At 45.1% G+C, this 23,859-nt stretch carries 29 protein-coding genes; 7 read left to right on the forward strand and 22 right to left on the reverse strand.

Annotation, left to right across the window (positions count from 1 at the left end; genetic code table 11):
* Nucleotides 1-171 precede the first annotated feature (171 nt).
* From NSS94_RS20435 to NSS94_RS20455, 5 genes are all read right to left on the reverse strand, one after another.
* Entirely contained in the window at nt 172-558 is a 387-nt protein-coding gene (locus NSS94_RS20435; RefSeq protein WP_025675434.1) for a hypothetical protein, read from the reverse strand.
* A gap of 80 nt (nt 559-638) precedes the next feature.
* A complete protein-coding gene (locus NSS94_RS20440) occupies nt 639-848 on the reverse strand; it encodes a hypothetical protein (RefSeq protein WP_069012007.1) in 210 nt (69 codons plus the stop codon).
* A 243-nt stretch (nt 849-1,091) separates the two neighbouring features.
* Nucleotides 1,092-1,721, reverse strand: coding sequence for an MBL fold metallo-hydrolase (locus NSS94_RS20445; protein ID WP_341039998.1), 630 nt, complete (start codon nt 1,719-1,721; stop codon nt 1,092-1,094).
* Between the two features lie 3 nt (nt 1,722-1,724).
* Nucleotides 1,725-2,294, reverse strand: coding sequence for a thioredoxin family protein (locus NSS94_RS20450; RefSeq protein WP_029517186.1), 570 nt, complete (start codon nt 2,292-2,294; stop codon nt 1,725-1,727).
* Nucleotide 2,295: 1 nt separating this feature from the next.
* A complete protein-coding gene (locus NSS94_RS20455) occupies nt 2,296-2,910 on the reverse strand; it encodes a DedA family protein (RefSeq protein WP_029517185.1) in 615 nt (204 codons plus the stop codon).
* Nucleotides 2,911-3,055: 145 nt separating this feature from the next.
* On the opposite strand from NSS94_RS20455, the gene NSS94_RS20460 reads away from it, so the two are divergent.
* Nucleotides 3,056-3,379 (forward strand): hypothetical protein, encoded by a 324-nt coding sequence (locus NSS94_RS20460; RefSeq protein ID WP_029517184.1) that lies wholly within the window; start codon nt 3,056-3,058, stop codon nt 3,377-3,379.
* 80 nt (nt 3,380-3,459) lie between these two features.
* Here the strand turns inward: NSS94_RS20460 and NSS94_RS20465 are convergent, their stop codons facing one another.
* Complete coding sequence (locus NSS94_RS20465; protein ID WP_029517183.1) at nt 3,460-4,674, reverse strand: class I SAM-dependent methyltransferase; 1,215 nt, start codon at nt 4,672-4,674, stop codon at nt 3,460-3,462.
* Complete coding sequence (locus NSS94_RS20470; protein ID WP_069012001.1) at nt 4,661-5,317, reverse strand: DUF6483 family protein; 657 nt, start codon at nt 5,315-5,317, stop codon at nt 4,661-4,663. Before NSS94_RS20470 ends, NSS94_RS20465 begins: the two co-directional genes overlap by 14 nt.
* A gap of 394 nt (nt 5,318-5,711) precedes the next feature.
* Here NSS94_RS20470 and NSS94_RS20475 point away from each other — a divergent pair, with 394 nt between their 5' ends.
* Entirely contained in the window at nt 5,712-6,278 is a 567-nt protein-coding gene (locus NSS94_RS20475; RefSeq protein WP_069011999.1) for a pyridoxamine 5'-phosphate oxidase family protein, read from the forward strand.
* Nucleotides 6,279-6,432: 154 nt separating this feature from the next.
* Here the strand turns inward: NSS94_RS20475 and NSS94_RS20480 are convergent, their stop codons facing one another.
* Both NSS94_RS20480 and yyaC read right to left on the reverse strand, forming a co-directional pair.
* Nucleotides 6,433-7,227, reverse strand: coding sequence for an alpha/beta fold hydrolase (locus tag NSS94_RS20480; RefSeq protein WP_029517180.1), 795 nt, complete (start codon nt 7,225-7,227; stop codon nt 6,433-6,435).
* 88 nt (nt 7,228-7,315) lie between these two features.
* Nucleotides 7,316-7,906, reverse strand: a complete 591-nt coding sequence (yyaC, locus tag NSS94_RS20485; RefSeq protein WP_341039999.1) for a spore protease YyaC — start codon at nt 7,904-7,906, stop codon at nt 7,316-7,318.
* Between the two features lie 120 nt (nt 7,907-8,026).
* Here yyaC and NSS94_RS20490 point away from each other — a divergent pair, with 120 nt between their 5' ends.
* Nucleotides 8,027-8,254 carry a DUF1128 domain-containing protein gene (locus NSS94_RS20490; RefSeq protein WP_029517178.1) on the forward strand — a complete coding sequence of 76 codons (228 nt, stop codon included), beginning with the start codon at nt 8,027-8,029 and terminating at the stop codon, nt 8,252-8,254.
* Between the two features lie 59 nt (nt 8,255-8,313).
* On the opposite strand, the gene NSS94_RS20495 is transcribed toward NSS94_RS20490, so the two are convergent.
* Nucleotides 8,314-8,439: a hypothetical protein gene (locus NSS94_RS20495; protein ID WP_268988508.1), complete on the reverse strand. Its 126-nt coding sequence runs from the start codon at nt 8,437-8,439 to the stop codon at nt 8,314-8,316.
* 7 nt (nt 8,440-8,446) lie between these two features.
* Nucleotides 8,447-9,166, reverse strand: coding sequence for a pirin family protein (locus NSS94_RS20500; protein ID WP_165149401.1), 720 nt, complete (start codon nt 9,164-9,166; stop codon nt 8,447-8,449).
* 231 nt (nt 9,167-9,397) lie between these two features.
* Between NSS94_RS20500 and NSS94_RS20505 the strand changes: the two genes are divergently transcribed.
* The 4 genes from NSS94_RS20505 (at nt 9,398) to NSS94_RS20520 (ending at nt 11,510) form a co-directional block, all read left to right on the forward strand.
* Entirely contained in the window at nt 9,398-10,102 is a 705-nt protein-coding gene (locus NSS94_RS20505; protein WP_341040000.1) for a phosphatase PAP2 family protein, read from the forward strand.
* Between the two features lie 135 nt (nt 10,103-10,237).
* Nucleotides 10,238-10,495, forward strand: coding sequence for a GlsB/YeaQ/YmgE family stress response membrane protein (locus NSS94_RS20510; RefSeq protein ID WP_069011991.1), 258 nt, complete (start codon nt 10,238-10,240; stop codon nt 10,493-10,495).
* 41 nt (nt 10,496-10,536) lie between these two features.
* On the forward strand, nt 10,537-10,938 hold the full coding sequence (locus NSS94_RS20515; protein WP_029517175.1) for a YtxH domain-containing protein: 402 nt from the start codon (nt 10,537-10,539) through the stop codon (nt 10,936-10,938).
* A 95-nt stretch (nt 10,939-11,033) separates the two neighbouring features.
* Entirely contained in the window at nt 11,034-11,510 is a 477-nt protein-coding gene (locus NSS94_RS20520) for a DUF5665 domain-containing protein (RefSeq protein WP_049816975.1), read from the forward strand.
* A 114-nt stretch (nt 11,511-11,624) separates the two neighbouring features.
* On the opposite strand, the gene NSS94_RS20525 is transcribed toward NSS94_RS20520, so the two are convergent.
* The 11 genes from NSS94_RS20525 to NSS94_RS20575 all read right to left on the reverse strand — a co-directional run bounded on the left by NSS94_RS20525 (nt 11,625) and on the right by NSS94_RS20575 (nt 23,672).
* The gene (locus tag NSS94_RS20525) at nt 11,625-12,584 is read right to left on the reverse strand and encodes a magnesium transporter CorA family protein (protein WP_029517173.1); all 960 of its coding nucleotides are present in this window, start codon (nt 12,582-12,584) and stop codon (nt 11,625-11,627) included.
* A gap of 120 nt (nt 12,585-12,704) precedes the next feature.
* Complete coding sequence (locus NSS94_RS20530) at nt 12,705-13,478, reverse strand: sigma-70 family RNA polymerase sigma factor (protein ID WP_013311929.1); 774 nt, start codon at nt 13,476-13,478, stop codon at nt 12,705-12,707.
* The gene (gene rsbW, locus NSS94_RS20535) at nt 13,475-13,927 is read right to left on the reverse strand and encodes an anti-sigma B factor RsbW (protein ID WP_013311930.1); all 453 of its coding nucleotides are present in this window, start codon (nt 13,925-13,927) and stop codon (nt 13,475-13,477) included. Before rsbW ends, NSS94_RS20530 begins: the two co-directional genes overlap by 4 nt.
* 18 nt (nt 13,928-13,945) lie before the next feature.
* A complete protein-coding gene (locus tag NSS94_RS20540) occupies nt 13,946-14,284 on the reverse strand; it encodes an STAS domain-containing protein (RefSeq protein ID WP_023990272.1) in 339 nt (112 codons plus the stop codon).
* A gap of 99 nt (nt 14,285-14,383) precedes the next feature.
* Nucleotides 14,384-16,054, reverse strand: coding sequence for a response regulator (locus NSS94_RS20545; RefSeq protein WP_341040001.1), 1,671 nt, complete (start codon nt 16,052-16,054; stop codon nt 14,384-14,386).
* Nucleotides 16,055-16,073: 19 nt separating this feature from the next.
* The gene (locus NSS94_RS20550) at nt 16,074-16,943 is read right to left on the reverse strand and encodes a CheR family methyltransferase (protein WP_029517171.1); all 870 of its coding nucleotides are present in this window, start codon (nt 16,941-16,943) and stop codon (nt 16,074-16,076) included.
* A 79-nt stretch (nt 16,944-17,022) separates the two neighbouring features.
* Nucleotides 17,023-20,742: a response regulator gene (locus tag NSS94_RS20555; RefSeq protein WP_029517170.1), complete on the reverse strand. Its 3,720-nt coding sequence runs from the start codon at nt 20,740-20,742 to the stop codon at nt 17,023-17,025.
* Nucleotides 20,726-21,907 (reverse strand): PP2C family protein-serine/threonine phosphatase, encoded by a 1,182-nt coding sequence (locus NSS94_RS20560; RefSeq protein ID WP_029517169.1) that lies wholly within the window; start codon nt 21,905-21,907, stop codon nt 20,726-20,728. Before NSS94_RS20560 ends, NSS94_RS20555 begins: the two co-directional genes overlap by 17 nt.
* Nucleotides 21,908-22,141: 234 nt before the next feature.
* Nucleotides 22,142-22,483, reverse strand: coding sequence for a general stress protein (locus NSS94_RS20565; RefSeq protein ID WP_023990277.1), 342 nt, complete (start codon nt 22,481-22,483; stop codon nt 22,142-22,144).
* 97 nt (nt 22,484-22,580) lie between these two features.
* Nucleotides 22,581-23,099, reverse strand: coding sequence for a hypothetical protein (locus NSS94_RS20570; protein ID WP_029517168.1), 519 nt, complete (start codon nt 23,097-23,099; stop codon nt 22,581-22,583).
* Between the two features lie 51 nt (nt 23,100-23,150).
* On the reverse strand, nt 23,151-23,672 hold the full coding sequence (locus NSS94_RS20575; RefSeq protein WP_029517167.1) for a DUF948 domain-containing protein: 522 nt from the start codon (nt 23,670-23,672) through the stop codon (nt 23,151-23,153).
* Between the last annotated feature and the right edge of the window lie 187 nt (nt 23,673-23,859).

Below are 23,859 nucleotides of genomic sequence, written 5' to 3' on the forward strand. Positions count from 1 at the left end.
CCCTTTACAATTCAATCTTTGACGCGGTACAGAAGCAAACTGCACTTCGATGAGGTAAATGTTGCTAAAAGAATATAAAAAAAGCACCTTTCGGTGCTCTTTCGTGAAAACTATAGGAGCTGAGATTGTGCCCTTTATATATTCTTAAAAAGAATCGACCGTAGCCGACTTCTATATCCAAGCACGCAAATTGACTTGTCTGATAAAATCAGCCTGTGACAACAACTCCGCCGCGGTTTCTTCTTCCTCAGTCTCTACCGAATCAATACCACCGTTCATCACATGCATGAACAGTTGCTCATTATGGGTAGCAAGGGCGTAATCTATCAGCGCTTCACGCTCAATCCGCTCGGCTTCCAGCTTGAGAATACTCTCTTCCAGCTCGATGTCTCCGGATGGTACAAAAAAATTGCGGTTCACCTTCGGTACGCGAATGACATAGTCAAAAGCATTGTCCGCATTACGGTCGTAAGCAATGATATAACCATGTTCGCCCACAGGAAGATTCTGCTCAAAAGCATCCGCGACGATCATAATTCTAGCTCCTAAATGATGCATCGTTAGCCCCCCCGTTTGTCTGAACTTATCTGCTAAGTCTACTAAAAAAAAAGTAGCTTGTCTATATCATCTATGTATCTTCATAATCGACCGTCTCCACGTCCCAACCTGTGTTCATTCAGCCTCACATGCCAGTTTTGTGTAGGGATTCCGCCCCGTCGTTTCACCTTTTTCCAAGTTATGATCTTCGGCTCGGAATCTGCCACAGAATCTTCAATATCTATTATATTGGGAACCCGGAAACTACCTCCAATCTCACGTTGTACCCCATATATATGTTTTCTTTTCATTCTTGCTCCCCCTTGTGATCTGACGGCCTCATGCCTCTTTATCCTCTTAATGGGCAAAAAAAAGAACGCAAACCGGGATTCATCCACAGCTTGCGTGCTTCGCGAGTTTAGTATGTAACTTCAATAAATTTATGTTAACAAAAATAAAAACCTTTGTCTATACATAATTTATAATTTGTTGTCGAAATGGGGCAAAACCTGTCACACCTTTGATTTTGCCCCTACTGAAAACATTCATCACATTTACCGGATATACGGATTGTTAGCTTTCTCATAACCGATGGACGTTTTGGGACCGTGACCGGAATAGACTGTAACGTCATCTCCGAGTGGAAACAATTTGTTCTGAATAGAATCGTATAGATCCCGTTCGCGGCCGCCCGCCAGATCCGTGCGTCCAACGCCCTGACGAAATAGCACATCCCCGGAAAAAAGATCTTTGCCGCATAAAAAGCTGACACTTCCGGGTGAATGGCCCGGAGTATGGAAAACCCGGAACGTGTGACCGATCAAGTTCAATTGTTGACCTTCTGCCAAGTCATATTCGGCTGGTTCCGTCGAGATCGGAGGGGATGCCTCTGGCCACATCAAGGAGCCATTCAGCTTAGGAGATGTAAGCCAGTCTTGCTCCAAGGCGTGCAGATAAACCGGGCAGCCTTTGGCATTGCGAATCTCCTCTACTCCTCCGATATGGTCAAAATGGGCATGCGTCAGCAGGATAGCTTCAATCGTCAGTGGCTCAATGGCTCTCAGCAAAGGACCCGGATTCATCCCTGGATCAATAATAACAGCGCGCTTCGGATCATCTCCTTGAAGCAAATAAGCATTCGTCTGGAGCGGGCCGAGATTAAAACTGCGAATAGATAATGTCATAAGTTAAAATCCCGAGATCAGCTCGCGTAATTCCTGAACAATTACAGGATGGACCTCGGTTCCCTCCCCATATTTTCCAGCCATTTCTTTACGAGCAACTGCGATTTTTTCTTGATAATCATCGGCTTCCCGATCTGGATTTTCACGTTTGAATGCGATCATAATTTGTTGAACATGTGCAGGGCGTGGTCCCCAGTGGCCAAGTACATGACCTCCCGTATCCGCAAAAATCACAATCGGCACAGCACGTCCGCCCATTGTCAGGAAGTCGTCCATCAGCGCCTGATGATTTTCCAGAATCAATACTTCGGTTGGAATCCCGCTATTCTCCAACGCGCGGAACACAACTGGCACATTGCGTACTACATCCCCACACCAGTCGGCAGCCAATATAAGCACACGCAGATCATCACGATGGTTCAGGCTTTCAAAAAACTCCCGATCCTCTTCGCTGCTCCACACAAACTGATCGTATCCAGAGCGGAAGGCTTCTTTGTTCTTTTCCATGCCCTCCATAAATTGTTCAGGACTCAAGCCCTTTCCGAAATATTGCGATACGTTAGTACGGCTCATGTTATACACTTCCTTTTTTGTTTTTGGCTACAATCCATTTGATAACAAAATAAATGATCAAGAGCGCAAGAGCAACCAGCAAAATCGGTTTGATGTAAGGTGCTGCCACTTCGTCAATTTGTTCCCACTTGTCTCCCAACAGCATACCTAAATATATAAACAAAACAGACCAAGGTATAATCGCCAGCGTTGTCAAAATAATAAAGCGCCATACGTTCATTCGAGCCAACCCGGCAGGGATTGAGATCGCGTGACGAACAACAGGGATAAAGCGAGCTGTAAAAATGACCCCTGTGCCATATTTATTGAACCAGGCTTCAGCGTGGTCAACATGACTTTTTTTGATGAGTATGTATTTCCCATACTTATCTAAAACGGGTCTGCCACCATAGCGTCCAATCCAGTAAATGAACAACTGGGCCAGCACCCCGCCAATCGTTCCAAACACGACTGCGCCAAAAAAATTAATATGACCCGAGGACACTAAAAAACCGCCATAAGCGAGGACTATCTCACTTGGAATGACCTCCACCATCAAGCCTAGCATAATACCAAAATACCCAAGACTACGAATGATCTCAAACAAATAATTAATGATACTAGATATTTGGTCCATCTCTCTTCCCACTCCCTGCCTGTTTCTCTATTTTCATTTAGTGTATCACAGCGGCAGAACAAGTCGCCACTTCGTCCAAAAAGGGAAGTCAGTGACCCCGGATCCTCTGCCCGCATAAGTTGTGAGAGAGAGGAGGGGGTACAATATGCCTCCCGGCAAATTCCCCAAACATGACAATTCACAATCCCGATTACCCACGGCTCGTGGTATCCGCCGCGCATGTACCAAAGAGTTGTATCGAACCTGCAAACGTCTGCCTGTTCACATTGCTCCTGATCTGGTCAAGCAGGGCGAAGAACTATACTGCCGCAAGGTCGTCGGACACCTTATCTGGATTGCGGAAAACCATAGTAATCGCAAACTACTGTGCGACTGGTGGGATGAAGATGTCAGCGAGGAGCTCGCGGCATTGTGGAAGGTGGATCGCGATGTCTTGTGCACCGCTTTTAGAAATGCCTATGGCGGATAGATGTTTGCGTACTGCAATCATGAACTGTGAACTACAAAAAAGTGGAGCCACCCCGCAGTGGCTCCACTTTTACTATATTCCTAGCTATGTGTCTGCTTTTTCCCCGCTCCTTCGGGAAGCAAGTCCGCACAAGCGCGTTCCAAATAAGGATCAGCATGAATAAAATCCCGAAATGCTGTGTATTCACGCCACAGAACGGATTGTTCTCCCGCTTGCCCTTTGACGGCACGAATCAGAATATTTTTAGGTGTATGCTCCATGTCGATAAATTCCAATAGCTGTGTCCGATATCCCATCATATCCAGCAGTTTGGCCCGGATTCCATCCGTTGCCAGTGCAGAAAAACGCTCCTTTAAAATGCCGTGGGAAAGCAACGGCTCCAATACCGGATTTTCCAGTTGGTTAAACAGCTCATGCTGGCAACACGGAACCGACAAAATGACGGAAGCACCCCAGCGAACAGCCTTTTCCAGCGCCGCATCTGTTGCAGTATCACAAGCGTGCAAGGTAACAACCATATCCACCTGTTCCAGTTCGTTATAGTCTGCGATATCACCGACCAGAAACTCCAACTGTCGATATTGCAGCTTTTGAGCCAGAACATTACAGGCTTCAATGACATCTGCCTTCAAGTCCAAACCAACGATCTGCAATGGTCGCTTTTGCTGTACAGCCAAATAGTGATACAGCGCAAAGGTCAAATACGATTTGCCACAGCCAAAATCCACAATCGTCAATGGGCGGCCTACCGGAAGGCTAGGTAATACATCCTGCACCATTTCGAGAAACCGGTTAATTTGACGAAACTTATCATACTTGCGGGCCAGTACCTTACCATCCTCATTCATAATCCCCAGCTCAATCAGGAAAGGAATTCGTTCCCCTTCTTCGAGCACATATTGCTTTTTGCGATTATGAGACAGGTCCGCTTTACTTTTGCTCGGTGACTTTGTCAGAATGGATACTTTATATTTTTTACTGATCAGCACTTGGTAGTCTGCATCCTTGGCGCATAAAAGTCCTTGGCGGAACGTGTCCTCAAACAAGGCAGTCATACGCTCGTTAGCTTCGTCAGGGGTCAGATTTTCATGAATGACTTTGTTGCTGTAATGAAAAGCAAACTGGTAATGCAGTTTGTTTTTCAATTCTACAGGTTTAATTTGTACTTTAGTAAAAGAAGCATCCTCCCGTTTGCGAAGCTGACTCAGCGTCGCTGTTATGAGGGATCCTCCCGTGGTCAATTGGTATATAAGTTCGCGCAGTGAATCCAAAAGGTACATCTCACTTTCTTTCATGTAATTGGGTGATCTCGGTCAAACCCTCGGTGACTTCCTGGCGTGAAATTCCACCCAGCTCCAGCTCTGCATTGGTCTTATCCAGTAATTGACTATAAAACGTCTCCGCTTCCGCTAGCAGCTCTGGCTGCTCCCATGCCAATCCAAACCAGACATCGGCGGCTTCGTCCAACCTGTTTTCTCGCTCGTAATGAACAGCCAGCAGCTTGCTGGTTTCAGGGGGGAGCTCATATTCGCGCACCAGCTTCACGATACACGCTATTCGTTCAGGCAGGACCTGCAGATCACGAGTCGCGCCATTCGTATCGCTGTACAAATATAAATGAAGAGATTTCATCAAGATTCGTATACCTTCGTCTGTTCTGCTGGTTTCCAGGTAAATCGCGGCTTCTTCCTCCAAAATGCGAGCCACCTGCTGAAGCTTATCCGCTTCAATTCCAGGGCCCAATCGGAAAAGCTCAATAATTTGTTCCGGCGGCAATCGTCTGAGCAGATCTGAACGAAGACGAAACTGCTTGTTGAGCAGGTCATCTAGCTGTTTCAGCGCTTCGATGTGTTTATTTTCGCGCCTAAGACCGAGCACCGATGCTACTGCGGATGTCAATTCTTCCATCATACTGAGCAAATAGTCTTTTCTAAGCAAGCCGTTCCCTTCCTTTCATCCCGGTGCCTAGACAACCAGAAACTTCTGTCTTCTGATTGTATGACATCCTTGTCTAAAAGCCAAATGCCACCGCCATGCCGCAATTTCATTTAACACAATTACAAATACTTTATAGCATCAAAGATTCGACACTCAGAAATCACGTATGGCACGTAACATTCCGTTAGTACAGTGTTTTGTAGCCGATCATGGACTAACGAAATAGAGTATTTGAAAATTTGATATTGATTCTCCGTTAGTCTCGTGTTATTTTTGTTTCATACGAAACAAAAATAATCTTTATTATTTATTGATTCATATAATAAAATAAAATATTTATTTTCATTCGAAACAAAATTATGCATTGATATTTTACAGGGGAGGACGTTTAAGTATGGGAAAAAAATTCAGTGCGATACTACCGGAATATAAAGAGTTCATACAGCGACAGCATATTTTCTTTGTAGGATCAGCACCGATATCCGAGACGGGGCATGTGAATATTTCCCCCAAGGGATATGATTCCTTTCGTATTTTGTCAGATCAGGAGGTAGCCTATCTCGACTTGTCGGGAAGTGGCAACGAAACAAGTGCGCACATTATAGAGAACGGACGGGTAACCATCATGTTCTGTGCATTTGAAGGCGAGCCCAGTGTATTAAGACTCTATGGTACTGGCACAGTCGTGTTGCCCAATACAAAGCGTTGGAATGAGCTGTATCCTCTCTTTAATCCACTTCCTGGAGCAAGACAAATCATAGTAGTTGATGTTCATATGGTGCAGGATTCATGTGGTTTTGCAGTTCCCTTCATGACTTACACGAGCGAACGGGAAAAGCTGAAGGACGTGGCGATTCAGATGGGCGAAGAAGTACTTAAAAAGTATGCATACGAGAAAAGTTTAGAGAGTATTGATGGTTTGCCGACGGCGTTTGCCTTGAACAAAAATAATATGACTTAGGTATTCTGCACATTAACCGATATGATACAACAAGTCAGCAAAATTCAAATAAACTGAATGTATAGTGACCACATCTAAAAACAATTTGCATACAAGAAACCGGAACCTTCTGACGATCACATCAAAGGGTTCCGGTTTTTGGGCTTACCTTAGTCTACTTTTTCAAGTTTTGCTCCAAAAACGCCAAGATAGCATTAGCTAATAGCTCCGGTGCCTCAAACAGGCTCATGTGACCTGCTTCCGGCAGGGTAACCTGAGTTACTCCGGCCCGATCTGTTGTAAACGTCCGCGCTGGAGGAACCGCCTGATCCTGCTCCCCCGCTACTAAAAGAGCTGGCAAGGCAGAAGCCGACAACACATCCCGTCGGTCAGGACGCTCGCGCATAGCCAATGATGCTCCTACAGCTCCTTGCGGAGGTGTTTTGTAGCCAATTTCTTTGACTTTAAGTAATTGGCTGGACATCGACTCCACATGATCAGGAGCAAACAGTCCCGGTACGAGTCCATCTACAAAGTTGGTAATCCCCTCCGTTTGGATGGTAGATACAGCCTTGTTACGCTTTTCTTTACCTTCGTCCGTATCTGCATAAGCTGTGGAATGAATCAGTCCAAAGGCTGTAAGGCGCTCTGCATGTCTCTGCACTGCCGAAAGGGCTAAATAGCCTCCTAGGGAGTGACCAAACCAGGCAGCCTGAGGGATGTCCAATTGTTCTTGAAGTTTAAGCACATCATCTGCCATTTGATCAATCGTATAGGCTCCTAGTGGAGCATCGCTGCGTCCGTGTCCACGCAAGTCTGGAACAATACAACGATAGCTTGGGGACAGCAAGGGAACAACCTCATCCCAATAGGAGGAGCTTCCGCAAAATCCGTGCAATAAAATGATCGGATCTCCTTTTCCCTGTTCGGCATAGCAGATCGTCGTTCCTTCGCATAATACCTTTTCCATGTGGAACCCTTCCTTCTCTGTATATAATCTATTGGATCTGAATATATTAGTGAGTAGAACATGCTGATGTATATTATTAAGCAGACGATCAATATCTGAAACGGTAACCCTCTGGAAAATCTTGCGAAGCTGTTTTTAAGCCAAATTCACAAGCCGCCGCATTAGCAATATGCGCAGCCATTGTCATGACCAAGTGAAGCGAAGTCATTTGGAGTGTCCAATAGGGTTTGGGACTGCGCTCATTCACAATCGCTGCAACACTATAATGACCCACAGCCGGCAGAGACAGCCCTACCGATCGCGCAGGAGTTAGCGGTTCACACGCAATAAGAAACATTCCCGTTGAGCCGTGCTGTCCAAGACAAGCATCTATGGCGATCACATGATGATCTTGGGGAATGCACTCCAAGTATGGAACCAGATGATCCGCATCACAGGGCTCCGACATTGTCCCAATCACGTGCGGAAAACCTTGCTCCTTGAGCATGGTGCCTACCAGTGGCCCCAGTGAATCACCCGACGAGCGATCTGTACCGATACAAACAAAAGTCAACTTATCTATAGCATGCTGATGATGAATTTCTCGGAAAAACGGCGCGAGTCCATCTCGATCTGTTTTCTTTACATTATGTTCTAAGGACGAGCGTCCGGGTGCGGAAGCTCGATTATACAAAGACAACTTTGCCCATCCTCCTTGATTCGGTTGTATATTGGTAATCTGGCTTTCAGTACATTCTACAACAAAAACATGATACAATACAGGCAACTTCCCCTGTTATGAAAGGATGGAAAATTAACGATGGATTTGTCTGTACCGTCTCATGCCAACATTGAGTATATGATTGAGGGCATTAAAACCAAGCTCCGTATGGCGAGTGGTGCTGCTATGCAAGCTTCCGCTTTCTCGCTGGAGCAATACGAGGACATCCATGATGTCTATGATATGGTGATAAACAAGCCTAACCTGAGCATTTCCGAGGTTGAAGCTATTGTTTCTGAACTGGGTAGATTGCGTAAGTCCTCCTGAATCAGCCTATAGGAATACAGCTTAGCTGTATTACAACCTATCATCATGAGCAACAGCCTTCATGCCAGTGGCCCTGTCACCGTAAATAAAGCTCGTACCTCCGCTCGCTTCAACAGACGCGCAACGGGGATACGAGCTTTATTTTTCGATTGCATATACGCATTTTCATACACTTCTTCACTCAAGGATGCTTCAAGGTAAATCTGCTAACACCAGTTCAGATATATCCTCATTACCTGTAGCTAGTATCTTTAATGCACAACTTTTTTGAATTCGTGCAGCATCACCAGGCCCTAACTGAAAATCTCCATCCTGGCACGTAACTTCCACATGACCGCTAACTACATAAATGTGGGTGCGGCGCTCCTCTTGCTGCGGATATTCAAGCTGCTGGTCTTTTTCCAATCTGCTCAGATACAGATTTATATCCTGCGCGATGGATAACGTTCCCTCCACTTCTGAACCAGACACAACAGGCTGAAGCCGATTTAGGCGTTCACTGTGCTTGAATCTTTGCACCTGATAAGAAGGCTGAATGCCAGGGCTCTCGGGTAAAAACCACATTTGCAAAAAGCGAACCGATCTTTCATCCCCAGTATTTCGCTCTTCATGTTCAATCCCGATGCCTGCACTCAGAACCTGAATCGAGCCGCTTTTTAAATCCTGCTCATGTCCCAAGCTGTCGCTATGATGCAATTGGCCTTCAATTACATAAGTGACGATTTCCAAATCGTGATGCGGATGTCTTTTGAAGCCTTGCTGCGGTTCAAGTTTGTTATCATTATGGGCTAGCATACAACCAAAATGGGCATTGCTCGGATCTTCATAATCGGCAAATGAAAAGCTAAACTCACTATGAATCCATCCTTTATTTGAGGTATGTCTTTCTGCCGATGTCACTATTTTAATCATCCTTAACACCTCCATGGATTACAGTTCCGTAAAGCAGCCTTGCTTCGTGATGATTATTCCACTTTCGGCCCTGGCATTACAAACACTGTGATACGATCCCTTTACCCCGGGCTTAAATGCCTCAATCAGCCTGTCGTCTCCGTCGAGTTTTGCTCTTAAGTTCATTATTAGTTAAGTTAATAATACGAAAAATTAAATCTATTACAGCCATAAGGAGGAGATTTATTACATATGCTATCCCATAAACCCCAACCATCCCGGTTCCAACCAAGCTATTTGCGTCGTAGTCTGTATGCATCTATTATCATGATCGCTGTGATGCTTCTCATCGCCTACTCTGTGCAATGGATTGGCACGGCTCCTTTTCTATATTGGGATGAGCGTATACAGGATGCTATTTTTCCAGACACAGCAGCTACTCATGACCAATTGCTAACCATCGCTATATTCATTACGTCTTTCGGTTCATTCAGCATGTCGTTAATTATCGCCCTCGGTGCTGCTACCTTATGCTGGGTCTTTCTTCGTTCAAAAGCTTATTCCTTTGCGATCCTAAGCAGCTTTACGGCGATGTGGGTGCTGAATACGCTCATTAAAGAAATTCTGCAACGGGAACGCCCGTCACTTCAACATTTGGTTGAAGCCGGGGGCTACAGTTTTCCCAGCGGTCATGCGATGATTTCCATGGGATTTTACGGCATGATATTTGCCATCTGGGCTATAGAACGAAAGATTCGTGAGCGTTCGCTCTTCCTCCCGTGCGTTCTTGGTGCACTGCTCATTATATTGATTGGACTAAGCCGTATATATTTAGGAGTTCACTTTCCTACAGATATTGTGGGTGGTTATATTGCAGGCATCATTTGGCTGGCGTTTACCGTTCCTATGATCTATTGGCGAGCGAAAATGCAACTTTCTTCTCCCCCCCGCCCATAACGTCCGATTCGGCTTTTTGTTTCACTCCGGGTCATGACGTTTATATACGAAGTAAGCAAGGCACAGCAATATCGAAGCTCAGCATTTATCAAAAACGTTATCGTTTGTGAACTTAGGATAAGGGAGGCGATCCTTGTGTGGGGAATTGTACTAAGTATTGTAATGGCCATTATTATCGGATTGATTGGCGATGCACTAGCTGGACATGAAATGCCTGGCGGCATTGCAGGCTCTATGATTGCTGGATTTGTAGGAGCTTGGCTAGGTGTCATGCTGTTGGGAGACTGGGGCCCGGTCATCGGAGATTTTGCAGTCATTCCAGCCATACTTGGAACCGCATTGTTCGTATTCTTGCTCGGACTTGCGTCCAGGCTATTGAGAAGGGCTACCTAACATTTATATATATTTTTATTCTATAAAAGGAGTGATATATCATGAGTAACATTGACAATCAAAATATGGCAAGCACTTCAGGTTTTGCAAAGGGTTTATTCATTGGAGGTTTGATTGGTGCTGCGGCAGCCCTGCTGTTCGCTCCAAAGCCGGGTCGCGATTTACGTAGTGATCTGTCCGAAAAAATGACTGTTGTCTCCGATAAAACGAAGGATGTCGCATCTGTAGTTAGCAGCAAAGCGACAGATTTGGCCAAAACCGTTTCCACTAAAACAGCAGATGTAGCCAAAACGGTATCCGAGAGTAAAGACAACATCGTATCCAGCGTAACCAAAGCTTCTGCCGATGTCGCTAATGAAGCGGCCAAAGCGGATAAAGAAGTTATGGATGCAACCGCTCAAGCAGCCAAGGACACTCAAAAACAATTAAATGCAAATTCCTAATAGGAACACATTCCGATTACAACCAAAATAATATCCAAACACTGAACAGCCAGCATGCAAGAAGCTGGCTGTTTTTAAATGATAGAAAGGCTGGGATGACAATGAACAAACCAAACTCCTATGGAGATGATCTTGCTCGGAACAACAAGAGAACCTTTCACCCCCTCCAGGCTCAAGATCAGCCAGATGAGATTTCATCCAAGCAGACCTCTTCTACTCATCATCATGTTAAAACACATGATCCGGAGAGAGACTTTGATGTAAATGAGCATCCTTTTGAACTTCGCCATGAGGTCAAGCGGCTTAACAAACGCCTAGATCAAATCGCAGATACATTGGAAAAAGCAGAATTCAAAGATATTATAGAGAACTACTCCAGCACGAAAAGAAGAATTATGAGCAATCTGACTGCAGGGATTGCACGTGGTCTCGGCCTTACGCTGGGTACAGTGGTCATACTCGCCTTGCTCGCTTGGTTGCTCAGTTTCCTGGTACAGTTAAATCTTCCGGTCATCGGAGATTTCATCGCCGAATTATTAGGATATATCAAAATGAGCCAAGGTACTAAGTAATTGTCCCTATCTCATTTAAAAACGATCCATCGTAACCGATATAGACTCCCCAAAGAGCCTCCTGTTACGATGGATCGTTTTTTATTTGTAAATTATAACAGCCGTAATCAGCCGCTACAATTTGTTGCGCTTGTTAGTTTTCAATAAGTCACCTGTCCACCCCTTCATCATCAGCCAGCCGTACATTCCCGCCATACTTAGCAATGTGGCAATAATCACGGCGGTAAAACCCCAGCCTGTTTTAATCCAAGGCAGATTTTCAAAGTTCATGCCCCAAATGGCCCCCACTACAGTGGCAGGTGTAAAAACGGCGGTCACAATGGTGAGCGTCTTCGTAATCTCATTGCCCCTAAAAGCGGAAATGGCCTCGTCAATAGAGATCAGGGTGTCGATTTCCTTTTCATAATGCAGGAAAAGTCCTTCCATCCGAGTCACACGGTAAAGTAACTGCTTAAAAAAGCGATTCTCCTCCAGTTTATCCAAATATGCCTCCCGAGAAGCCGTTACCAGCTCTGAAAAAGGAATGAACATATTGCTCCAATACAACAGCTCGAAACGTGCATTCAATATAGAATCCATCAGTGTACGGGCATTTCTTTTCTCCATGTCCTCTTCCAGTCTTCTCAGGTTGATCTCGAACTTATCCATACCTGTATGAAAATAATGAAGCACGGCTCTCGCCAATACAAACATGCCGTCAGCTGCATCCTCACACTGTTCCAGCATTTTTTGGCGTTCCGCGGTGTGCATAATTTCACGGGTATTTTGATCCAAATTTAACGTCACCAACTTCTGGTTTAGAACCAGAAAATAAAACTTGTTGCAATTGCGTTGACTATCGATTTCCTCTTGAACGGAGTAGATCAGCGACCCGTACATTAAGGGCTGATTGCCATCTGGAAAGCGTACAGATATAAAGCTGGATGGAATGTCCTCTACCTTGTCCAGCCATTCTGCGGCTTCTGGGAGCTTCTCCTTCAAGTGCTGTATGACCGAATCTTGCCAATTCCCAGCACTGATGTCCCACCATTCCCATCCTCCACGAAAGGAAGAAATCTGTTCAAATGCTGTCATGGATTCCAACCTTCCTCCCAACCTTTTTCGCTTTATAAAAAGGACACGTTTCCCATATCGGAATAACGTGTCCTTACGATGTGACATCAAATATGTTAAACCAAGAATTCCGCGTTTTTCTCATGAAATAGAGGAATTAGACATAATCTGCTTCAGCTTTTCCGTAGCCCGCTTCTGAATACGGGAAACGCTCATCTGTGATACGCCCAACGTCTGGGCAATCGCACGTTGAGATTGACCGTCCTGAAATGCCAGAAGAAGCACCTTCTGTTCCTGCTCCTTCAGTTGGCTTAAAGCCTGCTGCAAATCCATTCGTTTTTCCACAGTGTCATAATCGTTAGCATCCGAGCTAATGAGCTCGCCTAAGGTAGCTGCACTCTCTTCCTGGGATAAAGGCGAGTCCAGTGAAACATAGTGATAGCACTCACGACCAGCAAGCACCTCGATCGTTTCTTCCACGGTTAGATCCAAATAGGTCGCAATCTCGTCCACATTGGGTGAGCGTTCCAACTTAACGGTCAGTTCATCAATAGCATGTTGAACAAGCGCACCCTTTTCCTTAATGCGGCGAGGAACCTGGATGTACCAGGATTTGTCGCGCAAATAATTTTTCATATGTCCCAGCATACTTTTCATAGCGTACGGTTCAAATGGGATACCCAAGCTGATATCGTATTGCTGAAGCAGACGTATCAAAGCCATCTGACCGGTCTGATATAAATCCTCGTATAAGTCCGGACGGTTACGGGAGATTTTCCCGGCAGCCATCTTGACCATCGGCTCATACTTGCGGATCAGCACGGTAGCAATCTCGTTATCCTTGGTTTGCTGGTACTCCCAGATTAGACCAACGGCTTCATCCATCGACTCCGGGGGAGTTACCTTTTCATTCATACTCTTTCCTCACTTCTGGTCAAGCGCTTTACCAGCACCACTTCGGTGCCTTTTCCTGTCTCATTCAAGATATGGACATCGTCCATAAGCGCCTGCATGAGATAAAAGCCTAATCCGCCTATCTGTGCATCATTCAACTCCTTGTCATGCAAGGATGCGATACGGGACGGGTCCTCCACGCGTTCAAAGCTCTCCCCTTCATCTTTGACACGAATGGACAGCGAAACTTCATCAAATTCGAATGTCACTTCCACGACTCCCCCCTCATGACCATATGCATAAAGGACAGAGTTATTACAGGCTTCCGATACAGCCACTTTCATGTCTTCAATATCCTCATAAGAGAATCCCATTTTCGCGGCAATACCGTATAAATTTAATCTTACAATATCAACAAAGTCAGCAGTTGCCGGCAAATTAAGAACTACTTTTTGAATTTGAGCGTTCATTTCTTTTTCTTTCCTTTCCTATTGGGAATTCTCCTGGGGGACAAAGAATTTGGCAATACCAGTCATATCAAATAGCTTTTGAATTTGAGGCGGTACCTCTTGAACAGCAAAGCGAGACTCCATCCCATGCCTTGCTTTTAAAATGGATAACAAGATTCCAATACCTGTGCTGTCAATGTATTTAAGGTCTCTCAAGTTAATAATCAAATCTTGGCTGGATTCCCCCACCAAAGGCTCCATCACCAGACGAAAATCAGGTGCTACCGAAAGATCCAACTCTCCACTCAGATAAACGGTATTTACGCCATCGGTTGTTTCCGTAATTGCATTAAACTTCTCATTTTTATTTGTATTCATAGGCCTACTCTCCCAAAAAAAGATTTCCCTACATACTAACCCATTATACGAGCGTTTGAATCACGGTATAACTTTTTAAACACTACCAAATGCCACCATCTAAGCTTCATTGATCTGATCTTTACCCGGTTGCATTGGAAAATGGTCCGGAGAATGCCGTAGCAATGCCTGTTTTACACTGCTGATTTTAACGGGCTTACTAATATAATCGTTCATCCCCGCTTCAATACATCGAGGCTGAATACCCTCCATCACATTAGCCGTCATGGCGATAATGGCAGGTTGCGATCTTCCCGCCAATTGTTCACGCACTCTCCCTGTGCACTCCAGACCGTCCATCACAGGCATCTGCAAGTCCATAAAGATATAGTCATAGTCCTGATTAGCCGTGACCATATCAAGCGCCTGCTGTCCATCTGCTGCCACATCTGAAGCCAGACCGAGCTTATCCAGTATATTAACCATCAGCTTCTGGTTAATCGGATGATCATCAACGACCAGTACAGGTCTACGACTTGGAGATTCCTGATGTGGAATTTCCCAATCGTGGCTGGACTCTCCCTCCAGTTCATTTTCCTGAGCAAAGCCAAGCTTCATTGTGAAATGAAACGTCACGCCCTGTTCTCCGCTCGTATCTACACGGATATCTCCGCCCATCATATTCACTAAGGTTTTACAAATGGCGAGTCCTAACCCGGTTCCACCATATTTACGTGTCATTGAAGAATCCAGTTGGGAAAAGGGCTGAAACAACCTTCCAACCTTAGCCGGATCAATACCAATGCCTGTATCCTTCACAGAAAACTCAACGGTAAGTCCATTATCGCTTTGCTCTTTGACAGATGCGAAGACATACACCCCGCCCCGGTCTGTAAATTTGACAGCATTGGATATCAGGTTAATCAGTACTTGACGCAATCTTCCCATATCTCCATATAACACAGGAGGCACCTGTTCATCGAGAAAATAAACCAGTTCCAAGTTCTTTCGGTTCACTTCTACCGTAAATAGGCTGAAAACTTCCTTGATACAGGAAACCAGATCAAAAGGATATTCCTCTACCTCCATTTTGCCTGACTCCAGCTTAGTGAAGTCCAGAATATCATTAATGACTGCTACCAGTGCGTCTGCACTACGACGGATGATATCGGCATATTCCTGTTGGTCGCTTTGCAGCTCCGTCTCCATCAGCAAATCAATCATTCCAATGACGCCGTTCATAGGTGTGCGGATCTCATGGCTCATCATCGCCAGAAATTCCGTTTTGGCATTGGCAGCAATCTCCGCTGCCTCCTTGGCGGCAATCAGTTCGCTGTTCATCTTCTCCAGCTGCTGGGTCTTCTGATGGAGCAGATGGGACTGTGTCTTCAAACGCTTGTTTGTCAGATACATTTGCACGAAACCTTCAATTTTGGACTTGAGAATTTGAGGGATGAACGGCTTAACCATATAATCAATACCGCCCGCTGAATATCCCGCAAATAAATGCTCCGCTTCCTTGCTGTTAGCTGAAATGAAGATAATCGGAATATCCTTCGTTTTCTCTCTGGCCTTGATTAGCTTTGCGGTCTCAATACCATCCATACCCGGCATCTGCACATCCAGGACTACGAGTGCAAATTCATCTTTTAATAGACATCGCAGCGCTTCTTCCCCGGATGTGGCCTTTACCAGATTATATTGTTCACTCTCCAGCACCGCCTCAAGAGCGAGCAGGTTCTCAGGTCTGTCATCTACCAGCAATATATGAATCGGTTCATGAAGCCCCATGGAATCCTCCTAAGCATCTCTATTTAATCTTCCGGTATATTTTTTCTATCCGGTCCAGCGGCTCGTAGGAATCACTATAATCGGTAAAATGTATGGATTCCTTGGCCCCAAGCACCAACACGCCAAAATGACTCAAGCTATCATAAAACAACCCATGTACATGGTTGCGAAGTTCGTCGTTAAAATAGATCATGACATTCCGGCAAAAAATAACATTGAACTCGTTAAAGGACCGGTCTGTCGCTAAGTTGTGCTCCGCAAAAATAATATTTTTCCGTAAAAAAGGATGAAACATCACTGAATCATACTTGGCTGTATAATATTCAGAGAACGATTGTGTGCCCCCGGACTCCAAATAATTTTTGGTATACAGCTTCATTCGGTCGATCCCGTATACGCCTTCCTTCGCCTGCTGTAAAGACAGGTTATTCATATCCGTCGCATAAATGCGGGCCTTATCATATAAGCCTTCCTCATGCAGCAAGATCGCCATAGAATATACTTCCTCACCCGTGGAGCAACCTGCATGCCATATTCGAATATACGGATACGTTCGCAAAATAGGAATGATTTTCTGTCTGAAATTCAGAAACAGCTCCGGGTCACGGAACATCTCGGTCACCGGAATGGAAAGGCTCTGTACCAGCCTATCGAAGGCGCTGCGATCATGCAGCACCTTCTCCTGAAGTCCTGATATCGTGCTTACATTCTCGGACTGCGCATGATAATAAACACGCCGCTTAATCGAAGGCAGAGCGTAGTTACGGAAATCGTAGCCGTACAGCCGATGTATACCTTCCAGCAACAGCTCAATCTCAATCAATTCCCGCTCAGCATCATTCGATTTCACTTCATTAGCAGCATTATCCGCCATATCCTTAGATGTCATAATCTCTCTCCAATTCCTAAATAGGTTTTGCCTGTGCCGCTCCCATCATGTGTCGATTTATATTACCCATTTTTTTGGGTTACGAATACAACCACACCCGCATTAATGATAAAAGTTGTTCGGTTTGAATCGGTTTTTTCACATAATCGGAAGCGCCTGCCTCAATACACTTGGAACGATCATCCTTCATGGCCTTGGCTGTCAGGGCAATAATAGGCATCTTCTCGAATTGTGGCATTAGCCGGATACGTCGCATCGCTTCATATCCATCCATTTCCGGCATCATCATATCCATCAGCACCAGATCAAAATCAGGTGTCTGTTCCAGCAGTTCCAGTGCTTCTCTTCCATTTTCCGCAAAGGTAACATCCATACGATAGCTTTCCAGCACACTGGACAGAGCAAATACATTGCGAATATCATCGTCTACCAACAATATTTTTTTACCTTCAAACAGCTCTTCCTTGTTGTATAGCTTTTGCAAAATTTTGCGTTTGTCCTCAGGAAGATTCGCCTCTACACGATGCAAGAACAGCGTTGTTTCGTCCAAAAGCCGTTCCGGCGATTTAACATCTTTAATAATAATAGACTCTGCATATTTGCGAAGTTGCGTTTCTTCTTTGTTATCCAGATCTTTGCCTGTATAAATAATGATCGGCAGATCAGCTAGCTGCTCGTTCTCTCGAATACGATCCAGCAGCTCAAAACCAGTCATGTCGCTCAGCATCAGATCCAGTACCATGCAGTCATACCGCTGAGTGGCCAGCTCATTCAGTGCTTCCTGACCTGTCGATACCGCCGTAATGGCAACATCATCATGATCGATCAGCTCAATAATGGATTTACGCTGATTATCGTCATCTTCAACCACAAGAAGACGTTTGACCATTTGGTCTGTATACGATTTTATATGTGAAAATGCCTTATCCAGACTTTCCTTCGAGGAAGGCTTTTTGAGATAGGCAATCGCGCCCATCATTAAGCCCTGCTTCACATCATCTATGACTGAAATAACATGCACTGGAATATGACGTGTCGATGAATTTCCTTTTAGCTCGCCTAAAATGGACCAGCCATCCATCACAGGTAATTGAATATCTAATATAATAGCGTCCGGCAAATAAGACTGAGCCATGTTGAGCCCATCGTCTCCTTGGAGAGCGATCAGTGCCTTAAAGCCCCGGCTACGAGCCATATCGTACAAAATATTAGCAAAATTAATATCATCCTCAATAATCAGCAGCACTTTATCCTGCGAGGTAATCTCGTTTCGGTCGTCCCCTGGATGTATAATGTCCTCCGCTTTGTTTTTCGAAGGTATCTGATATAATGGCAACTGTTTAGCAGGCATAATCATGGGAAGGTCCGTTTCTGCCGAGGCTGCAACATTCTCAAAATTCGAATTCACATCCGTACCGTTAAATTCCTCTCTCGAATGAGAATCCATATCCTCAGCCGTAGGCGTTTGTTCCGGCAAATACAGTGTGAAGCAACTGCCCTGTCCCTGCTCGGATTCCACCGTAATCACACCGCCCAACAATCTGGAAAGCTCGCGGCTGATTGACAGACCTAGTCCTGTCCCCCCATATTTCCGGCTGGTTGTACCGTCTACCTGCTGGAAGGCTTCGAAGATCAGATCCGTTTTATCGGAAGCAATCCCAATGCCCGTATCATGCACAGATAGAGCCAGATAGGATCTTCGTGGATTTAGCAGACCCGGAAGCTGTTCTCCATTTGCCCGAGATACACTGAAACGAATAGATCCTTCCGTGGTGAACTTGAATGCATTGGACAACAAATTACGTAAAATTTGTTTGAGACGATAACCGTCACTGATAATGGCATCTGGCAAGTTCTCTTCGATCTCGGTATGCAGTTGAAGCCCACGTTGGGCTGCGACCGGAGCAAAATTCTGCTCCACAAACAGTTCCAGTTCCTTCAAGTGGACCGCTTCATGGTTAATATCCATTTTTCCAGCGTCCACTTTGGATAAATCCAGAATTTCATCAATCATTTTCAGCAAATCCGCGCCTGACATATAAATGGTTTGTGCATATTCCACCTGCTTCGGCTTGAGATTGCCCTCCTTGTTCTCAGACAAGAGCTGAGAAAGAATGAGCAAGCTATTTAGCGGAGTACGCAGCTCATGAGACATATTGGCCAAAAACTCGGATTTGTATTTGCTTGTGATTCCTAGCTGCATGGCCTGTTGTTCCAACTGAGCTCGTGCATGTTCAATCTCGTCGTTCTTTTCTTCCACTTCTCGTACCTGTTCTTCTAGCGCTCTGGTTTTGGCAATCAGTTCAGTATTAAAATGCTCCAATTCTTCTTGTTGACGCTGTAACAATTCCTCTGAACGCTTGAGTTCCTCTGTTTGCTCCTCCAAATTTTCGTTGGAGCGCTTGAGTTCCTCTTGCTGAGTTTGTAGCTCCTCGGACTGGCATTGCAATTCCTCAGTAAGTGCCTGGGACTCGCGCAGCAATTGCTCTACACGCATCCGTCCCTTGATATTGTTCAGAATAATCCCCATGCTCTCTACTAATTGAGCAAACAGCTTCGTTTCCAGATCACTGAAGCGATCCAGTGACGCTATTTCTATAGCACCGATGCACTCATCTTCGAACAAAATAGGGAAAATCATAATTCCCACTGGCTTACTTTCTCCTAAGGCAGAGCCTATGGACAAATATCCGTCAGGAGCCTCTGTAATCAAGATCGGCTTACGATCCAAAACACATTGTCCGAGCAACCCTTCGCCTACCTGGATAACGTCTCTAATCGAATTTTCGCCAGTCACCTTTGCATAGGAGCCGTATAACTTAAATCGGTTGTCTTCTACATCTTTTCCTTGCAAATAGATGGCTCCATAACTGCCTCCCAAGATGGGCGTAAACTCACTAATGAACATCTGAGCAACTTGCTCCAGTGAATTTACGCCACGGAACAACTCAGTCACCCGAGCAGTATTGGCATTAAGCCAAGTTTGGTCCTTCTGCGTTTGAAGAACGGAATGTTCAAATTTCCGCTTTTCTTCCAAGTCTCCGGCCATTTGTTGAAATACACGAGCGACCTCACCGATTTCATCTTTGGAGGCAACACTCATTCGGCTGATGGCCCTGTACTTTCCCTTGCCAAAACCATTAATCATGAGATTCACGACATTTAGACCTTTGGCAATACTTGGGAGCACCCACAAAATAACCAGTAAGCCCATGATCAGGCCGGCGGCCATCAGAATTGTGGTAATCTGCACAGATTCTTCATACGCCAAATTAGCTTGCTTCATGTCGCTATCAATTTCCCGATCCTGAAAAACGGCAAGGGCATTAATACTATCCATCGCCTCCTCTTGGGCAGGCAAACCAGTACTATTGCGGAAAGCGTTAGCCTCATCAATACGATCTTGCCCCAACAAAGAGACCAGTCTTTGTTCGTAACTTAAAAATTCATTCCACGCGACGGCTACCCGATCAACCTGCTGTTGCTCTTCACTGGTGCCGGAATTCGTTTGCAGACTAGCCAGCACTTTCGTTCCAGTAGCCGAAATATCGTCCAGCTCGCGTTTGGCCTCACTAACGGAGGAACCTGGATTCAAGATCAGATTGGCCATCACTTTGGCCATATCGTTCACCTGCCCGCGAATAGCTGTTGTTTTCCGGACTTTCATATATCGATCCTGATAAACCTGATTCAACTGCTCATTCAGGCTCCCCATCCGGTCATAGCTGATTAGTGTCAGCACAAGGAGGATCGCCATAAGCGATCCAAAGCCAATCAGCAGTTTATTTCTGATTTTCATGCAAGCTCTCTCCCTCTTTCAACGAAATCCAGATCAGGCATTTATCATCATCACGATCTTGTGGCGCCTCTTTACGAAAAAAAGCATCCAGCATCGCTTCTTCATTCCATTGCTCATATTTACGCAGACACTCAGTCAGATACTCCAACTGCTCCTCATATTCACCTTCCACCGCCTCCAGCAAGCCATCCGTATACAAAGCGATATGCCCTGTTCCTTCATAATGAATCGTGTGCATTTCTGCATCAATCTTATCAAATAAACCAACCGGGCTGCATGCACGGTCAAATTTGGTAATGCTACCATCCTGGTTGAACAGCAAACCGGGAGGATGTCCCGCATTTACATAGTCAATTCGCCGTGCACGGGTATCAATCACCATATAAATCGCCGTAAAATAATACTGTACCAGCTGTTTGCCCAGATCCAGTTGATTAAAACGACGATTCAGCTCTTGTATGACCTTCTCAGGCTCCACATACGTGGTCACCGTGTCCTTAAGTACAGATGCAATGAACATGCAGAACAGCGAAGAAGAAATGCCATGTCCCATCATATCCAGCAAAATGATGGCATATCGCCCCTCCCCTAACGGATACCAAGAATATAAATCCCCTGCCAGTTCAAAGGAAGGCTGATAGAGCGCATTTACTTGCAGCACCGGGTCCTGAATGGCAGGACTAAGTACCGCTTGCTGCACCATCGCGGCCAGCTTCAACTCATCCTGAATTCGCTGATCCCGATCCTTATGCCAGTCCTTCTCCAATTTGAGACGCAAGGCAGATCGGATTCGCGCCATTAGCTCTACCTTGTTGATCGGCTTCGTGACGTAATCGACGGCTCCCACATCCAGAGCTTCAGCCAATTTTTTAGAATCACCTACAGCCGTTACCATAATAATCGGGATATCTTTTAAATGCTCATATTCCTGCACAATACTGCAAGCTTCAATGCCGTCCATTTCAGGCATCATCATATCCAGCAGCACCAGATCAATATCTGAAGGACGGGGCCTGAGACTAATGGTACGATCGCCTATTCCCAGATGCTCTAACATTTCTGCGGCCGAGTTAGCAGAGATCACATCCCGATAATTTTCTTTTTTTAGTATCTCACGAATAATAATGATATTCGTCGGGTTATCGTCAACAATTAGAATTCTCATTGGCTTCTCCTTATCTGTAACTCATGTATTATACTATACCTACTTAAACGGCAACACCCTTGTTGATTAGTAGTAGTGTTTCCGTAAGAAGGCATTCCAAAAACATAGATAAGGAATGAGGCTGAACCCCATTCCTTATCTATGTTTTTGGAGGACCCGCGAAACACTTGTGCTGCGGTCAACTTCCTCTTTTTCGAATCTAATGTCACGCTGCTCTTATAGTGAACAGCGATATCACGCTTTTTTAGCAATGACCAGCACTTTCCCCTGATCCAGTTCTTTTTCATAAAAGTCAGCTTCCGTATCTGTAAATCCCAAGGAAGTAATTTTAGCGCGAAGCTCATCGCCGCGGGAACGGAACAAGTTGGCTAATGAATCGAAAACGCCCTCTTCCTTAATCCCGATTTCCTTGGCATCCACCGTATCGGCAATACGATCTGTCCGATCCTGATCATGAGCGAGCACGAACACATCCTCATAACGATAGCCTGTGTTACGCAACTCATTTACTGCTTCAACGGCTTGTACACCGTTATCTACCACTTTGGCATAAGATTTATGATTGGTCTGATTCATGTTTCTCACGCTCCTTTAAGGATTGACTTCTCTGACTATTACACTTCACATATCCATTTGAAACTTCCATGTTATGTCATGTCTTAAAAAAAATCAATTACCATTCCGTTTCATCAAAAAACTCAACATACTTAGGTTTATCAGACGTCTCATCCATAAACACTTTGATTGCACGTTGTCCGCGTACATATACCTCTCCGTCTTCCGCCGTGAATTGCGAGCCACCCAGCGCCTGATCGAGCGTTTTCCGTTGCAGCGGCAGCCACTTATCATTCACCTTGATTCGACCGGCAGCAGGATCTACATGCACATAAGAAACGACGTCCTCACGCATACCTACCACAACATCTGGATATTGGTATTCTGTAGAAAGCAGCAACTTATCCTTTTTGACTCGCTGTGGCTTGCCCAGCTTTTTCAATACATCAGCACGTGTATCATCCAAAGATATGCCATTTAAGGTATGAAAATCTGCTGGTACAGCATGTGGAGCGGGTATCGTCTGCACAGTCCTAACCACATGTCCCGCTATTTGCGGGGAAACGGTTTGCTGAACCGTATCCTGTCCGGAAAAGGGAGTGAGCAAACCAGCAGCTAGTAATAACGTCTTCATCATAAATCTCACCCTTTCAATGAATTTCCTGTAGTTTACGGTTCAGCCACTATGCTACTGACGCATTTTCTGCCACACCCCAGCAGCGATGTCTACATAACCCAACCAGTTTTTACCTGGCTTGGCCGCAGGCTCCTCATAAGTCGCATTGTAGCTCTGAACCGTCCGCTCCGTTGCGGTCAAAGGTCTATTCGATGTCGTTGCCTTGATCGCGTTATCCGTTCTGGAAGTATTACTCGCAGCGCTATGCGATTTCTGAAACCGTGTCATTAACGCTGTTGAAGCCTGCTTGGCAGCCAACGTCACTTCGCTGAGTACCTCCCCCAAATTTCTAACCGATTCCATCACTGGCTCCACTTGCTTCAATTTATGATCAACATCTGCGGTGATGTCATTCGCATGTCGAACCGTTTGTTTTACTTCATAACTCAGTTCATCAATCGTTTTTTGTACATCCTGCAAGGTTTGAGTCACCTTATCCAAAGAGCCTTGTGCTGCTTTCAACGTTTTAATGAGGAAAATAACGAGAACTGCAAATGCGATAGCAATAATAAAAATGCTGACCTGTGTTAACATAGCGTAACCTCTCTTTCGTCTTTCACGATGATGTTTATGATTACTGCATAGTTACCCTTTAGATTCAGACACGAAACAACGTCCAGGCTGGCTTCTTCTCCGCTCCAAACGTTATGATTCACGGACTCTCACACCGTTTAAAACAACGTATAACGATGGCACAGACACGAATATTCTATAGAAGTCT

It is taken from the genome of Paenibacillus sp. FSL L8-0644, from assembly GCF_038008165.1.
In the GTDB taxonomy this organism is placed as follows: Bacteria; Bacillota; Bacilli; order Paenibacillales; family Paenibacillaceae; genus Paenibacillus; species Paenibacillus polymyxa_D.

Coding starts and splice junctions, on each gene's coding strand:
- NSS94_RS20565 (WP_023990277.1), bottom strand. CDS start 22,483: ATGAATCAGACCAATCATAAATCTTATGCCAAAGTGGTAGATAACGGT.
- NSS94_RS20540 (WP_023990272.1), bottom strand. CDS start 14,284: ATGAATACAAATAAAAATGAGAAGTTTAATGCAATTACGGAAACAACC.
- NSS94_RS20545 (WP_341040001.1), bottom strand. CDS start 16,054: ATGGGGCTTCATGAACCGATTCATATATTGCTGGTAGATGACAGACCT.
- NSS94_RS20570 (WP_029517168.1), bottom strand. CDS start 23,099: ATGATGAAGACGTTATTACTAGCTGCTGGTTTGCTCACTCCCTTTTCC.
- NSS94_RS20555 (WP_029517170.1), bottom strand. CDS start 20,742: ATGAAAATCAGAAATAAACTGCTGATTGGCTTTGGATCGCTTATGGCG.
- NSS94_RS20575 (WP_029517167.1), bottom strand. CDS start 23,672: ATGTTAACACAGGTCAGCATTTTTATTATTGCTATCGCATTTGCAGTT.
- NSS94_RS20435 (WP_025675434.1), bottom strand. CDS start 558: ATGCATCATTTAGGAGCTAGAATTATGATCGTCGCGGATGCTTTTGAG.
- NSS94_RS20455 (WP_029517185.1), bottom strand. CDS start 2,910: ATGGACCAAATATCTAGTATCATTAATTATTTGTTTGAGATCATTCGT.
- NSS94_RS20530 (WP_013311929.1), bottom strand. CDS start 13,478: ATGAATGAAAAGGTAACTCCCCCGGAGTCGATGGATGAAGCCGTTGGT.
- NSS94_RS20515 (WP_029517175.1), top strand. CDS start 10,537: ATGAGTAACATTGACAATCAAAATATGGCAAGCACTTCAGGTTTTGCA.
- NSS94_RS20450 (WP_029517186.1), bottom strand. CDS start 2,294: ATGAGCCGTACTAACGTATCGCAATATTTCGGAAAGGGCTTGAGTCCT.
- NSS94_RS20480 (WP_029517180.1), bottom strand. CDS start 7,227: ATGGAAAAGGTATTATGCGAAGGAACGACGATCTGCTATGCCGAACAG.
- NSS94_RS20560 (WP_029517169.1), bottom strand. CDS start 21,907: ATGAGAATTCTAATTGTTGACGATAACCCGACGAATATCATTATTATT.
- rsbW (WP_013311930.1), bottom strand. CDS start 13,927: ATGAACGCTCAAATTCAAAAAGTAGTTCTTAATTTGCCGGCAACTGCT.
- NSS94_RS20460 (WP_029517184.1), top strand. CDS start 3,056: ATGCCTCCCGGCAAATTCCCCAAACATGACAATTCACAATCCCGATTA.
- NSS94_RS20525 (WP_029517173.1), bottom strand. CDS start 12,584: ATGACAGCATTTGAACAGATTTCTTCCTTTCGTGGAGGATGGGAATGG.
- NSS94_RS20440 (WP_069012007.1), bottom strand. CDS start 848: ATGAAAAGAAAACATATATATGGGGTACAACGTGAGATTGGAGGTAGT.
- NSS94_RS20490 (WP_029517178.1), top strand. CDS start 8,027: ATGGATTTGTCTGTACCGTCTCATGCCAACATTGAGTATATGATTGAG.
- NSS94_RS20505 (WP_341040000.1), top strand. CDS start 9,398: ATGCTATCCCATAAACCCCAACCATCCCGGTTCCAACCAAGCTATTTG.
- NSS94_RS20550 (WP_029517171.1), bottom strand. CDS start 16,943: ATGACATCTAAGGATATGGCGGATAATGCTGCTAATGAAGTGAAATCG.
- NSS94_RS20500 (WP_165149401.1), bottom strand. CDS start 9,166: ATGATTAAAATAGTGACATCGGCAGAAAGACATACCTCAAATAAAGGA.
- NSS94_RS20445 (WP_341039998.1), bottom strand. CDS start 1,721: ATGACATTATCTATTCGCAGTTTTAATCTCGGCCCGCTCCAGACGAAT.
- NSS94_RS20465 (WP_029517183.1), bottom strand. CDS start 4,674: ATGAAAGAAAGTGAGATGTACCTTTTGGATTCACTGCGCGAACTTATA.
- NSS94_RS20475 (WP_069011999.1), top strand. CDS start 5,712: ATGGGAAAAAAATTCAGTGCGATACTACCGGAATATAAAGAGTTCATA.
- NSS94_RS20520 (WP_049816975.1), top strand. CDS start 11,034: ATGACAATGAACAAACCAAACTCCTATGGAGATGATCTTGCTCGGAAC.